The sequence below is a fragment of the Massilia sp. CMS3.1 genome (assembly GCF_051262535.1).
In the GTDB taxonomy this organism is placed as follows: Bacteria; Pseudomonadota; Gammaproteobacteria; order Burkholderiales; family Burkholderiaceae_D; genus Telluria.
On the sequence record NZ_JBIMES010000003.1, the window covers coordinates 356298 to 369691 of the forward strand.

The following is a 13394-nucleotide window of genomic DNA, read 5'->3' on the forward strand; positions in this document are numbered from 1 at the left end:
GGAGCACACCATGGAAACCCAGGAACTCCACCGCGGCCGCCTGATCGACCACATCCAGCTGGTCGTGCGGGACCTGCCCGCATCCCGTGCCTTCTACACAGCCATCTTCGAGGTCTTGCAGATGCCCCTGGGGGGCAGCGGCGACGACTATTTCTGGTACGACGAACTGTTCGTCTCCAGCGCCGACAGCGAGGCGGCCCAAGGAAAATTGACGGGGCGCCAGCATCTCGCCTTCCAGGCCGCCGACCGCGCGATGATCGAGGCCTTCCACAAGGCGGCACTGGCGGCCGGTGGCAAGGATAACGGTAGCCCCGGGGAACGTTCTTACCATCCCGGCTATTACGCCGCCTTCGTGCTCGACCCCGATGGCAACAACATCGAAGCCGTCTTCCACGGCGAGGCCAGACGCAGCGCTCCCTCGGTAACAGTCACTTTCTAAACTGAAACAAACGAACTGAAACAATCTGTCTCAGTTCATCGGGCTGCAGGCGCTGCAGCTGGCCTTGATGGCGCCGAGGCTGATCGGCACGGTGGCGGCAATGGGAATGCCCTGGCCCATCGGGATAGGAGGGTGAACTGGGTGTCCTGATGATAGAGCGTCGCGCCGGGCGATCCCATCGTTCCGGATAATCGCTATCGGCAATGTTCAATGGGTTGGTGCAAGTGCGCACCGGCACCCGTGTAGACGTGGTTCCGGTCCGGGCGGATTGTCCAATTGTGCGCGCCTCTACCCATGCTAGATTCTGAACACCGCACCCCAAAGGAGGGCACATGCTCGGCCTGTCGGCGTTGGATCTGGCGTGCGTCCAGTTCGCGTTCACGATGTCCTTTCACATCCTGTTCCCGGCGGTGACGATCGGCCTGGCGAGCTACCTGGCCGTGCTCGAATTGTCCTGGTTGCGCACCAAGCGCCAGGTGTACGTCGACCTGTACCACTTCTGGCTGAAGATCTTCGCCGTCATGTTCGGCATGGGCGTGGTCTCGGGCATCGTGATGGCTTACCAGATCGGCACCAACTGGAGCTACATGTCCGAGTTCGCCGGTTCCATCCTCGGCCCGGTGCTGGCCTACGAGGTGCTGACCGCTTTCTTCCTGGAAGCGGGCTTCCTCGGCGTGATGCTGTTCGGCTGGACCCGGGTCGGCCCCGGCCTGCATTTTCTTGCCACCAGCATGGTGGCGGTCGGCACGCTCATTTCCGCCACCTGGATCCTGGCCGCCAACAGCTGGATGCAGACGCCGCAAGGCTACGCCATCGAAGGCAACCGCATGGTGCCGGCCGACTGGCTGGCGATCGTCTTCAATCCCTCGTTTCCGTACCGGCTGCTGCACATGGTGGCCGCCGCCTACCTGACGACGGCGCTGATTGTCGGCGCCACCGGCGCCTGGCAACTGCTGCGCGGCAGGGACAATCCGGCGGTGCGCAAGATGCTCTCGATGGCGATGTGGATGATCCTGCTGGTCGCGCCCATCCAGGCCGTGATCGGCGACTTCCATGGGCTCAATACCGCCAAATACCAGCCGGCCAAGCTGGCCGCGATGGAAGGGCACTGGCAGAACGAGCCGGGCGAAGCCGTGCCGCTGCTGTTGTTCGGTATCCCCGACATGGAGGCCGAGCAGACCCGCTACGCGGTCGGCATCCCGCACCTTGGCAGCCTGATCCTGACCCATTCCTGGAGCGGGCAGATCCCCAGCCTGAAAGAATTCGCACGCGAGGACCGCCCGAATTCCCTGATTGTGTTCTGGAGCTTCCGCCTGATGGTGGGACTGGGCATGCTCATGATCGCACTCGGCGCCTGGAGTTTGCTGCTGCGAAGGCGGGGCCGCATCTTCACCTCCAGGCCTTTTCTGCGCACCGCCCTGTGGATGGGGCCGGCGGGACTGGTCGCCATCCTGGCCGGCTGGGTGACGACCGAAGTGGGGCGCCAGCCCTGGGTGGTGTACGGCGTTCTGCGTACCGCCGATGCCGTCTCGCCGCATGGCGCCCCGGCGCTGGCGCTCACGCTCGGCATCTTCGTCGTGTCCTATTTCTTCGTGTTCGGCGCCGGCACGGTCTACGTCCTGCGCATGATGAAGAAGGGGCCGCAGGCCTTCGAGCTGCACCGGGCCACCGAAGGCGGACCGGGCGAAGTGCGCACCCCTATGCGGCCGATGTCGGCGGCCGACGTCGGCAACGACGACGATGGCACCGGGGGCGGCATGGACCCGGGCCCGAAAGGAGGGTGAGATGGGCATCGACACCTCGGTCATCTGGGCCGTGATCATTTATTTCTCCGTATTCATGTATGTGCTGCTCGACGGCTTCGACCTCGGCATCGGCATGCTGTTTCCGTTTGTCAAAGGCAAGCGCGAACGCGACACCATGATGAACACCGTCGCGCCGGTCTGGGACGGCAACGAAACCTGGCTGGTGCTGGGCGGCGAGGGATTGCTGGCGGCGTTCCCGGTGGCGTATTCGATCATCCTGTCCGGGCTGTATTTACCGCTGATCTTCATGCTGGTCGGCCTGGTATTTCGCGGCGTGGCGTTCGAATTCAGGTTCAAGGCCAAGGAAGGCGGACGCCACCTGTGGGACAAGGCCTTCATCGGCGGCTCGGTGGTCGCCGCCTTCTTTCAGGGTGTCTCGCTTGGCGCTTTTCTCGACGGCATCGCGGTGTCGGGACGCAGCTATGCGGGCGGTGTGCTCGACTGGGTCGCGCCGTTTCCGCTGCTGGCCGGTGTCGGCGTCATGATCGCCTACACGCTGCTGGGCAGCACCTGGCTGATCATGAAGACCGAGGGCGAGCTGCACAAACGCATGGTGCAGGTGGCGCGCCCGTTCGCGCTGATGCTGCTCGGGGCCGATGTCGTGGTCAGCATCTGGACACCGCTGCGCGACCCGTTTGTCGCCGACCGCTGGTTCACCTTCCCGAATATCGTGCTCCTGGCGCCGGTGCCGGTGCTGGTGCTGCTGTTCATGGCGATCCTGCTGCGCTCCCTCCAGCGCGATCCGCACCGCTGGCCTTTCGTCGCCGCACTGGCGCTGGTCTTCCTCGGCTACACCGGCATGGCGATCAGCATCTGGCCGCACATCGTGCCGCCTTTTATCACGATCTGGGAAGCGGCGTCGCCCCCGAGCAGCCAGGGCTTCGCTCTGGTCGGCACCCTGTTCATCCTGCCCATCATCCTGATGTACACGGTCTGGTCGTACTGGGTTTTCCGCGGCAAGGTAAAAGCGGACGCGGGGTATCACTGATGAAGAAGCCCTGGCTGAGGCGCCTGGGCTGGCTCGGCGCGCTGTGGGCGGGCGGGGTGCTTGCCCTCTATCTTCTTGCCGGCATGATCCGTATAATCATGCATGCAGCCGGCATGCGGTAATCGGCGGCGGCGGCACGCTCCGGCGCGCAGGGGAGCCTAGGCTGGCCCCGCAGGTTCAACTGTGCGCGTGTTTTAGTAGAGGAAAGCTTACACTTTCGATGAAGATTTATTAACGGAGCGACACCAGTGTCCATGCAGTCCGCAGCACCCCCGATTGACCAAGGCGCGGCGCCCGGCGCCGCCCGCGCCGGCATCCCCGGCGCCGCCGCGGTGGCACTGCCGCTGGCGGCCGAAGACCAGGCAAGAAGCGACCTCTACGCCCTGGCGGCCAGTTTGCTGCTGGCGCCGCCCGATGCGGCCCTGCTGGCCGGCCTCGCGGCAGCCGATCCGATCAAATCGAACGGCAGCGAGCATGCCCTGGCCGATGCCTGGGAAAACCTGGTGCTCGCGTCAAGCGTGATGGATGCCAGTGCGGTGTCCGAAGAATTCGACCTGCTCTTCATCAGCAGCGGTACGCCCGTGGTCAATCCATACGGCTCACTCTACCTGTCGGGCTTCATGAACGATACGCCGCTGGCCGAACTGCGCGCCGACTTGGCGCGCTTCGGCGTCGGCCGCGTGCGCGGCGTGTTCGAGTCCGAAGACCACCTGGGCGCGCTGTGCGAAACCATGCGCGTGCTGATCGCCGGGGGCGCCGGCATCCGGCGCCAGCCGCTGGGTGAACAAAAAGCTTTTTTCGAGGCGCGCATCGCGCCCTGGTATGCGCGCTGCCTCTCGGACCTGCGCAATGCCGAAGGCGCCAATTTCTACCGGCTGATCGCGGCCTTCGTGACCGCGCTGCTGGCGATCGAAGCCGAAGCTTTTGCTGTCGAGGACGGCTTCGATGTCTAACTGTAGCGAGGGAAATGCAATGAACATCGAGCACGAACAAGGCAAGCCGGTGGAGCCGATTCCGGATCCGTCACGCCGCAATTTCCTGAGGGTCGCGCCCCTGGGTGCGCTGGCGGCGGTCGCCGCGGGCGCCGAAGCCAAGCCCGAGATCGCACCAGCCGAGGCAGCGAAACCCGAGCTCAAGCGGGGCTACCACGAGACCGATCACATTCGTCGTTACTACCAAACCGCCGCCTACTGGTGAGCGTACCCGGAGACCAGTCATGTCTTTAGTAAAGAGTTCCAACGACAAGGGCGTCAAGCGGCGCAAGTTCCTTGTAGGCGCAGGCGTTGCCGCAGGTGCTGGCGCCATTGCCCGCACCTTGCCGCTGAACGTCATCGAGCCGGCGCAGGCCGCCAATGCCGCGGCCGAGCCGGTCAAGACCGAACTGAAACGCACAGTCTGCACCCACTGCTCGGTCGGTTGCTCGGTCGACGCCATCGTCAGCAACGGCGTCTGGGTGCGCCAGGAGGCGGCCTTCGATTCGCCGATCAACATGGGCGCCCACTGCGCCAAGGGTGCCTCGGTGCGCGAGCACGGCTTCGGCGAGCACCGCCTGCGCTACCCGATGAAGCTGGTGAACGGCAAGTACACGCGCATTTCCTGGGATACGGCGATCAACGAGATCGGCGACAAGATGCTGCAGATGCGCCAGCAATCCGGTCCCGACTCGGTCATGCTCATCGGCAGCTCGAAGCACAACAACGAGCAAGCCTATTTGCTGCGCAAGTTTGCGGCCTTCTGGGGCTCGAACAACTGCGACCACCAGGCGCGTATCTGCCACTCGACCACCGTCGCCGGCGTAGCCCAGACCTTCGGCTACGGCGCGATGACGAATTCGTTCAACGACCTTCACTACACGAAGGCCGTGATGTTCATCGGCTCGAATCCGGCCGAAGCGCACCCGATTTCGATGCTGCACTTCCTGCACGCCAAGGAGCTGGGCGCGAAGATGATCGTGGTCGACCCGCGCTTTACCCGCACGGCGCGCTTCGCGGACCACTTTGTGCGCGTGCGTCCCGGCACCGACATTCCCCTGGTCTGGGGCATGCTCTGGCATATCTTCAATAACGGCTGGGAAGACAAGGAATACATCGCTGCCCGCACCTACGGCATGGACGAGGTGCGCAAGGAAGTGGCGAAATGGACCCCGGACAAGGTCTCCGACATCACCGGCGTGCCGGAAGCTTCGGTGCGCATGGCCGCCGAGATGCTGGCCAAGAACAAGCCGTCGTCCGTGGTCTGGTGCATGGGCATCACCCAGCACCACGTCGGCACCGCCAACGTGCGTGCGCTGTCGATCCTGCAGCTGGCGCTGGGCAATATCGGCGTGCCTGGCGGCGGCGCCAACATCTACCGTGGCCACGACAACGTGCAGGGCGCGACCGACGTCGGCCCGAACGGCGACTCGCTGCCAGGCTACTACGGCCTGGCCGAAGGCGCCTGGAAGCACTTCGGGAGCGTCTGGGGCGTCGACTACAACTGGATGCTGTCGCGCTTCGGCTCGAAAGAGCTGATGGAGAAGCCCGGCATTACCGTCTCGCGCTGGTTCGACGCCGTCAACGAAGACAACCAGTACGTCGATCAGCCCACCAACCTGAAAGCCGTCTTCTACTGGGGCCACGCGCCGAACAGCCAGACCCGCCTGCCCGAGATGAAGGCGGCCATGCAAAAGCTCGACATGCTGGTCGTGGTCGACCCGTATCCGAGCATGACGGCCGCCATGCACGGCCGCACCGACGGCGTCTACCTGCTGCCGGCGGCCTCGCAGTTCGAGACCCATGGTTCGTGCACCTCGTCGAACCGTTCGATCCAGTGGCGCGAGAAAGTGATCGATCCCCTGTTCGAGTGCAAGACCGACCACGAAATCATGTACCTGTTCGCCAAGAAGCTCGGTTTCCATAACGAGCTGTGCAAGAACATCAAGGTCGTCCTGAACGAGCCGGTCATCGAAGACATCCTGCGCGAGATCAACCGTTCATGCTGGACCATCGGCTACACCGGCTGCTCGCCTGAGCGCCTGAAGCTCCACATGGAGAACAAGCACACCTTCAACCCGACCACCATGCGCGCCGAGTCCGGTCCCTGCAAGGGCGACTACTACGGCCTGCCGTGGCCGTGCTGGGGCACGCCGGAAATGAAACACCCGGGCACCCCGATCTTGTACGACATCAACAAGACAGTGGCCGAGGGCGGCCTGCCTTTCCGCGCCAACTGGGGCGTGGAATACAACGGCCAGACCCTGCTGGCGGCCGACGGCTCGACCAACAAGGGTTCCGAACTCGATACCGGCTATCCGGAGTTCGATCACGTCTTCCTCAAGAAACTGGGTTGGTGGGCCGAACTCACGCCCCAGGAACAGGCGATGGCCGAGGGCAAGAACTGGAAGACCGACAATTCGGGCGGCATCATCCGGGTCGTCATCGCGCATGGCTGCGCGCCGTTCGGCAATGCGCGCGCGCGCTGTAATGTCTGGAACTTCCCGGACCCGATCCCGACCCACCGCGAGCCGTTGCTGTCGCCGCGGCGCGACCTGGTCGCCAAGTACCCGACCTACGACGACAAGGCCAACTTCCTGCGCCTGCCGACGCTGTACAAGTCGGTGCAGGACGTGGACTTCTCGAAGGACTTCCCGATGATCATGACCTCGGGGCGCCTGGTCGAGTACGAGGGCGGCGGCGAGGAAACCCGCTCCAACCCATGGCTGGCCGAGTTGCAGCAGAACATGTTCGTCGAAGTCAATCCGCAGGATGCGGTCCAGTCCAGCATCCGGATCGGCGACTACGTCTGGGTCGAGACCCCGACCGGGGCACGCATGAAAATGATGGCGATGGTGACCGAACGCGTGCCGGTGGGCATGGTGTGGGCACCGTTCCACTTCGGCGGCTGGTGGATGGGCGAGGATCTCGAGCGCCACTACCCCGAGGATGGCGCCCCGACCGTGCGCGGCGAAGCAATCAACACCGGCTGGACCTACGGCTACGACGCGGTCACGATGATGCAGGAAACCAAGGTATCGCTGTGCCGCATCGTGCGCGCCTGACGGACCTGAACAGGAGACGAACATGTCCGCAAGGATGAAATTTATTTGCGATACCGAGCGTTGCATCGACTGCAACGGCTGCGTTACCGCATGCAAGAACGAAAACGAAACACCCTGGGGCGTGAACCGGCGCCGGGTCGTCACCATCAACGACGGCGTGCCGGGCGAACGCTCGGTCTCGATCGCCTGCATGCATTGCACCGACGCGCCTTGCCTGGACGTGTGCCCGACCAACTGTATCTATCACACCGAAGACGGAATCGTCCTGCACAGCAAGGACCAATGCATCGGCTGCGGCTATTGTTCCTACGCTTGCCCGTTCGGCGCCCCGCAGTTTCCGGAGACTGGCCTGTTCAACCACCGCGGCAAGATGGACAAGTGCACCTTCTGCGCGGGCGGACCGGAACCGGACACGTCGGAAGCCGAATTCAAGAAATACGGCCGCAACCGCATCGCCGAAGGCAAGCTGCCGGCCTGCGCCGAGATGTGCGGCACGAAGGCGCTGCTCGCTGGAGAAGCGAACCTGATCGCCGACATCTACCGCCAGCGCGTCGAGACGCGCGGCTATGGCCCGGAGTTGTGGGGCTGGAAGATCGCCTATGGTCCGAACAAGCGCGGCGGCCCGAGGAAGGCGACCGGCGACCTGCCACGCCAAAACCAGAAGATCGGCGACAGCCAGAACATTCCTGGAAAGCTACCGACATGAAAACATGCAAACTGATCGCGGCCTTGCCGCTGGCGCTGGCCCTGTCCGGCTGCCTGGAAGTCGAACAACACCCGGCCTGGATCCGTGGCGAGTACGCGGGCAAGGAAGATCCGCGCCACTTCCAGACGCTGTTCCATAACGACAAGCTCTCCTGGCATGCCGCGATCACCAATCGCGCCAACCAGCAGAACGAGTACAACCGCGCCAACCCCTAGGAGCCTGCCATGTCGATGCGAGCGAACCTGATTGCCTTGCGCGTCATCCTTGGCCTGCTGTGCGCGCTGGTACTGTCGCCGGGCTGGGCGGCGGTGCCGAACAAGGATGCCAAGCCCGCCTACGCGGAAGAGCAGACGATGCTGCAGATCGAGGCCGATTCGAACGTAGGCGAGCCCGGTCTGGGTTCGGCCGCCTCGGGCCGGGTCCACATGGACCGCCACTTCCTCGGCCAGTACGGTACGACCGAGGCGAACGTCATCGTCCAGCGCGGCGGCAATACCTGGCGCCTGCTGCGCAACGGGCCGATCGCCACCATCACCGGCATCGTTCTGCTGGCCGTGCCGTTCCTGATCTTCGTGTTTTACCGCGCCTTCAGGCCGCCTGCACTGCCGGTCTCGGGCCGGCGCCTCCACCGCTTCAACAGCTGGGAGCGCGGCGTACACTGGGCTACCGCGTATTCCTTTATCGCGCTGGCGATCACGGGCATCCTCATCATGTTCGGCAAGGTCATCATGCTGCCGTGGATGGGGCATGCGCTGTTTTCCTGGTTCGCGATCATTTCGAAATACGTGCACAACGTTGTCGGGCCGCTGTTTGTCCTGTGCTCGATCCTGATGTTCTTCACTTTCCTGAAGCGTAATTTCTTCAACCGCATCGACTGGCAGTGGGTCAAGCAGGGCGGGGGACTGACCTCGCACAAGCATGTTCCCGCAGGCTTCTTCAATGCCGGCGAAAAGACCTGGTTCTGGTTCGGGGTGGTGCTGCTGGGACTGATCATGTCGATCACTGGTCTGATCCTCGACTTCGTGAACTTCGGCCAGACCCGCTACGTGCTGCAGATGGCGAACTACCTGCACATCGGCGGCGCGACGCTGTACATGGCCGCTGCCATGGGCCATATCTATATCGGCACGATCGGCGCGCCTGGCTCCTATGAGTCGATGCGCCAGGGCAGTGTCGATGAAAACTGGGCCAAGGCGCACCACGCGCTGTGGTACGAGGAAGTGAAATCGGGCGCCGCGCCGGAAGGCACGCGTCCAGGCGTGGTGCCGCCAGTGGCGCCGCGCCCGGGTCCTGCACATTAAGGTTGACCATGAAAGCATCCACACTCGTTCTTGGCCTTGTCGCCGCCTGCCTCGGGCTGGCCGGCTGCGACCGCGGCCATACCAACCCGCAAGACGGCATCATCCAGACCAAGTTTCCGGGCCAGGTGACCGCCGGGGGGCTCACCAGCGGCCAGATCATGGCGCGCAGCAGCAAGCCTGAAACGAACGCTGCCTATGCCGGCGGAACGCCCGGTATTGCCGGCGGCTCCGGTGGCAATACCGGTGGAGCGGCGATGGGCGGCACCGTGGCCGAAACCGGTCAGGGGCCGTCGCGAGGCGTGACGGCCCCTGCCAGCGGCGCGGAAGGCGGCAACAAGCCCCCGGGCGACTACGGCAGCCAGCCTGCAGGCGCACCGGCGGCCGGCGTCACGCCGGTCGGCGCGGGCGCCGCGACCAACCAGGATGCCAAGCCGGCCGCCGCGCCGGGAACGCTGACGGGAGCTAAATAATGCGTATCCGACTACTCAATCACGCCCTGATCGTGGCCAGTCTGGCCTCGGGCGGCATCGCCATGGCTGCCTTGCCCAAGCCGGCGCCGACGCCGGCCCAGCAGCAGGCAGCCGCCGAAAAGAAAGCGGCTGCCGATGCGCAAGCGGCAAAGGCCAAGGAGCAGCTGGCCGCCTCGATGGACACACTCAGCACGCGCTGGCGCTCCCAGGCCGGAACCAAGGGCTGGACGACGCATCCACCGGTGGCGATCGCAGCAGCGCCCGTTGCCGGCGCGCCGGCAACGGGCGCTGCTGCGGCAGGCGTCCCGGCACCCGGTGCGGCGGCAACCAACGCGACGCCCGGCACCCCTTTGAGCGGCGCTGTCCCGGCCGCGGTCCAGACAACCGGCGTCGCCATCACCGGCACGCCGATGCCGGGCGTAAATCCGCGCGTCACCGGTGTGTCGGCCAACACCCTGACCGGGACCCCGGCCGGCAATGCGGCGGCATCGCCAGGCGGCGGCGCGGCCCCGCGCAGCCCGCAGGCGCTGCAATCGGCCAACGTGCCGATCAAGAGCGAGAAGCTGGGCACGGCAACGCCGAGCGCCGACATCAAGACGGAGCAGACGAAGGCCATGCCGAAAGGCGCTTCGCCCTCGGTCGACCGCGGCAACTCGAAAGAAGTGAAAAACTGATGAAGATGGCCAGCATGCCGATCGCGGTGATCATGCAGCGCCGCACGGTGCAGCACCGCTGGGCCGACGAGGCCTGGTCCGCCGTCGGCGTCGTGCCCGACCGCGGCAACCTGCCGCGCCTGCAGATCCTCGGCGAAAGCCCGGAGCGCGATTACTACCTCGTTTCGGGCCTGGAACTCGAGCTCTATACAGACGAGAACGAAGGCTATTACGAGAACGTGCTCGCGCCCGAATCGAAGGTCTTCGTGCTATGGCGCATGGAAGACGGCCGCGCCATCCCGGCGCGCGCCTCAGTGAGCTATGTCGAGGGCACGCGCATGTTCGATTCCGGCGAATCGGCCGATGGCGTGACGATGCCGGCTGAAATCTACGCCTGGGTCGCCGGCTACCTGCGTGAACACTACACGCCGAAGCCGCGCCGCGGCCGCCAGCACGGGTAGGGAGCCGCATGCCTGAAGAAGGATTCCTGCGCCGCTGGGCGCGCGTGAAGGCAAGCGGTGACGATGCCGTGGCCGAAGCGCCCCCGCGTCCGGTGGCGCAGCCTCCCGCAGTACCTGCCGCCGAACCCGTTCCGGCCGCAGCGCATCCCGACGCAGCCGTCGGGGCGTCGTCCGAGCAGACTGTACTGACGATCGACGATGCTGCCCAGCTCACGCCCGGGTCCGATTTTTCGGCCTTCGTCAGCCGGGGCGTGGACAAGGACGTGCGCCGCCTCGCCCTGAAAAAACTGTTCGCCGATCCGCACTTCAACGTGATGGACCGGCTGGACATGTACATGGACGACTACAACAAGCCGAGCCCGGTGTCGGCCGCGATGCTGGCCGGGCTCCAACACGCGCGCAGCGCGCTGCGCCGGCCGGAAGAGGTGCAGGCTGAGCTGGCCAGACTGGCGGCGCTGGATCCCCCAGCCCATCCGGGTGGCCTGGCCCAACCCATGCCGGTCGAGGTAGTGGAAGCGCAGCGCGAGGAAACGCCCATCGCCGAGGCGGCAGACGTGGAGCTTGCCGACGAAAGCAGCCCGGTCGAGGACGCACCTGTCGCTGACGGCGACTTGCCGGACGCGCAGTTTCCGGCCGACGAACCCGCCGCCATGCCGGCCGGGGAGGAACAACTGCCGGACGTGCAGCCAGGCCCTATCGCGCAGGACAACGATGCCGTTGCGCTAGCAATCGTGCGCGCGCACAATACAGACGTTCGCCCGTAATCGGCACCGCACCCCACACCCGCACTATTCTCAAGCGCATTATTCAAAGCGCATTATTTCAAGGTCAAGCATGAACATCCGATTTCTGGAAGGGCAGGCCGGCGATCCGCTGCAGGACCGCCGCAACGCCCTTGCCAAGACCGCCGCCATTCTCGCGGCTGACGCTATTACAGCGCCCGAGCCGGGCGTCGCGGTCAGCTACCGCTCCGCCGGACGCACCCTCGTCGTCGGCAGCTCGCTCCAGGCCCTGGCCTGGGCGGATCAATTATCGACTGCCTTGCCGGTCACCCTGCTGCTGCTCGATAACGTCGACGTCGGCGAACGCCTCTATCCGGTCTTCGTGGCGCGCACGGTCGCCGTTGCTGGCTGGTTGGGCGCTTTCGAGACGCGCTGGCAGGCGCCGGGTCAGCCGGTGCAGCAGGGAAAATTCGATCTCGTGCTCGACCTCTGCCCGAGCCCCCTGATTTCGACGCACCAGAATCCGCATGGCTATTACGCGCCCGGCATGGAGGAAGCGGACCGCCGCGCGGCCGTTGCCGAGATGATGGAGATGACCGGCGACTTTGAAAAGCCGAAGTATTTCGCTTATAAAGAGCGCCTGTGCGCCCACAGCCGCAACAAGCTCGTCGGCTGCAACGCCTGCATCGAGATCTGTTCGGCCAAGGCGATTTCCAGCGACGGCGACCGCGTCAAGGTCAATCCCTATCTGTGCGCCGGCTGCGGTGCCTGCAGCACGGTGTGCCCGACGGGTGCGATGAATTACGCCTATCCGTCGGCCGCCCACACCGGCAGCCGCATCAAGGCGGCGCTGGGCGCCTACGTCGAGGCCGGCGGCCAGGACCCGGTCCTGCTGCTGCACAGCGAAGGCGGTGCGCCGCTGATCGAGTCCGTCGCGAACGACGCCGCCGCAGGCCTGCAGGGCCGCGTCATCCCGCTGGCCCTGCACCACACGGCCTCGGTCGGCATCGATGTCTGGCTGGCGGCGCTGTCGTATGGCGCGGCCGGCATCACGGTCCTGATGACGCATGCCGAAGCGCCGCAGTACGCGGCGGCGCTGCGCACCCAGATGGACGTTGCCCAGACCGTGCTCGATGGCCTCGGTTACGCCGGGCCGCATTTTCAGCTGCTGCGCGTCGAGACGGCGCAGGAGCTGGCCGTCGCCCTCCAGCACGCGCCGCGCGGCGAGACTGCGGCGCAGCGCGCGAGCTTCAACCTGGCGCAGGACAAGCGCAACACGCTCGACTACGCGCTCGACCATCTGTACCGCAACGCACGCGAGCAGCCCGAATCGGTGCCGCTGCCGGCCGGTTCCCCGTTCGGCGCGATTGTGGTGAACAAGCAGACGTGCAGCCTGTGCATGGCCTGCGTCGGCGCCTGCCCATCCTCGGCCATTATGGATACGCCGAACGCGCCGCAGCTGCGTTTCGTGGAACAGAACTGCGTGCAATGCAGCCTGTGCGTGAATACCTGTCCCGAGGACGCGATCACCCTGGTACCGCGCATGGCCTTCGGCGAGACCCGCAAGCAGACCGTGGTGCTGAACGAATCGCAGCCCTTCCACTGCATCCGTTGCAGCAAAGCCTTCGGCACCCTGCACATGATCGAAAACATGCTGTCGCGCCTGTCCGGGCACAGCGCCTTCGCCGGCAACCTCGACCGCCTCAAAATGTGCGGCGACTGCCGCGTGAAGGACATGATGCAGCCCGAAGGCGAACTCGCCGTGCCGCTGCGCCGTCCGCGCTGATTTAAGGATAGCCGGCCGGGCAGCGCC

Annotated in this window: 15 protein-coding genes; all 15 read left to right on the forward strand. The window is 65.2% G+C overall.

The genetic code is table 11. From position 1 onward, the window contains the following. The first annotated feature begins 10 nt into the window (after window positions 1-10). The 15 genes from ACHAC9_RS07615 to ACHAC9_RS07685 all read left to right on the forward strand — a co-directional run bounded on the left by ACHAC9_RS07615 (window position 11) and on the right by ACHAC9_RS07685 (window position 13367). Window positions 11-439: a VOC family protein gene (locus tag ACHAC9_RS07615; RefSeq protein ID WP_435758726.1), complete on the forward strand. Its 429-nt coding sequence runs from the start codon at window positions 11-13 to the stop codon at window positions 437-439. Between the two features lie 332 nt (window positions 440-771). Beyond that, entirely contained in the window at window positions 772-2223 is a 1452-nt protein-coding gene (locus ACHAC9_RS07620; protein ID WP_435758728.1) for a cytochrome ubiquinol oxidase subunit I, read from the forward strand. A 1-nt stretch (window position 2224) separates the two neighbouring features. Then, window positions 2225-3232, forward strand: coding sequence for a cytochrome d ubiquinol oxidase subunit II (cydB, locus tag ACHAC9_RS07625; RefSeq protein WP_435758730.1), 1008 nt, complete (start codon window positions 2225-2227; stop codon window positions 3230-3232). After that, window positions 3232-3354: a DUF2474 domain-containing protein gene (locus tag ACHAC9_RS07630; RefSeq protein ID WP_435758732.1), complete on the forward strand. Its 123-nt coding sequence runs from the start codon at window positions 3232-3234 to the stop codon at window positions 3352-3354. Before cydB ends, ACHAC9_RS07630 begins: the two co-directional genes overlap by 1 nt. Window positions 3355-3486: 132 nt before the next feature. Beyond that, window positions 3487-4185 (forward strand): TorD/DmsD family molecular chaperone, encoded by a 699-nt coding sequence (locus ACHAC9_RS07635; protein WP_435758734.1) that lies wholly within the window; start codon window positions 3487-3489, stop codon window positions 4183-4185. A gap of 19 nt (window positions 4186-4204) precedes the next feature. Then, window positions 4205-4429: a twin-arginine translocation signal domain-containing protein gene (locus ACHAC9_RS07640; RefSeq protein ID WP_435758736.1), complete on the forward strand. Its 225-nt coding sequence runs from the start codon at window positions 4205-4207 to the stop codon at window positions 4427-4429. A gap of 19 nt (window positions 4430-4448) precedes the next feature. Further along, on the forward strand, window positions 4449-7268 hold the full coding sequence (locus ACHAC9_RS07645; RefSeq protein WP_435758738.1) for a formate dehydrogenase subunit alpha: 2820 nt from the start codon (window positions 4449-4451) through the stop codon (window positions 7266-7268). A gap of 22 nt (window positions 7269-7290) precedes the next feature. Further along, window positions 7291-7974: a formate dehydrogenase FDH3 subunit beta gene (fdh3B, locus tag ACHAC9_RS07650; RefSeq protein ID WP_435758740.1), complete on the forward strand. Its 684-nt coding sequence runs from the start codon at window positions 7291-7293 to the stop codon at window positions 7972-7974. Continuing rightward, complete coding sequence (locus tag ACHAC9_RS07655) at window positions 7971-8189, forward strand: hypothetical protein (RefSeq protein WP_435758742.1); 219 nt, start codon at window positions 7971-7973, stop codon at window positions 8187-8189. Before fdh3B ends, ACHAC9_RS07655 begins: the two co-directional genes overlap by 4 nt. A 9-nt stretch (window positions 8190-8198) precedes the next feature. Then, window positions 8199-9275, forward strand: coding sequence for a formate dehydrogenase subunit gamma (locus ACHAC9_RS07660; protein WP_435758744.1), 1077 nt, complete (start codon window positions 8199-8201; stop codon window positions 9273-9275). A gap of 8 nt (window positions 9276-9283) precedes the next feature. Next, window positions 9284-9745: a hypothetical protein gene (locus ACHAC9_RS07665; protein WP_435758746.1), complete on the forward strand. Its 462-nt coding sequence runs from the start codon at window positions 9284-9286 to the stop codon at window positions 9743-9745. Next, complete coding sequence (locus ACHAC9_RS07670) at window positions 9745-10419, forward strand: hypothetical protein (RefSeq protein WP_435758748.1); 675 nt, start codon at window positions 9745-9747, stop codon at window positions 10417-10419. The genes ACHAC9_RS07665 and ACHAC9_RS07670 overlap by 1 nt, the downstream gene beginning before the upstream one ends. Further along, complete coding sequence (locus tag ACHAC9_RS07675) at window positions 10419-10859, forward strand: DUF3305 domain-containing protein (RefSeq protein ID WP_435758750.1); 441 nt, start codon at window positions 10419-10421, stop codon at window positions 10857-10859. Before ACHAC9_RS07670 ends, ACHAC9_RS07675 begins: the two co-directional genes overlap by 1 nt. A gap of 8 nt (window positions 10860-10867) precedes the next feature. Further along, entirely contained in the window at window positions 10868-11623 is a 756-nt protein-coding gene (locus ACHAC9_RS07680) for a DUF3306 domain-containing protein (RefSeq protein WP_435758752.1), read from the forward strand. 70 nt (window positions 11624-11693) lie between these two features. Next, the gene (locus ACHAC9_RS07685; RefSeq protein ID WP_435758754.1) at window positions 11694-13367 is read left to right on the forward strand and encodes a 4Fe-4S binding protein; all 1674 of its coding nucleotides are present in this window, start codon (window positions 11694-11696) and stop codon (window positions 13365-13367) included. Window positions 13368-13394: the final 27 nt, after the last annotated feature.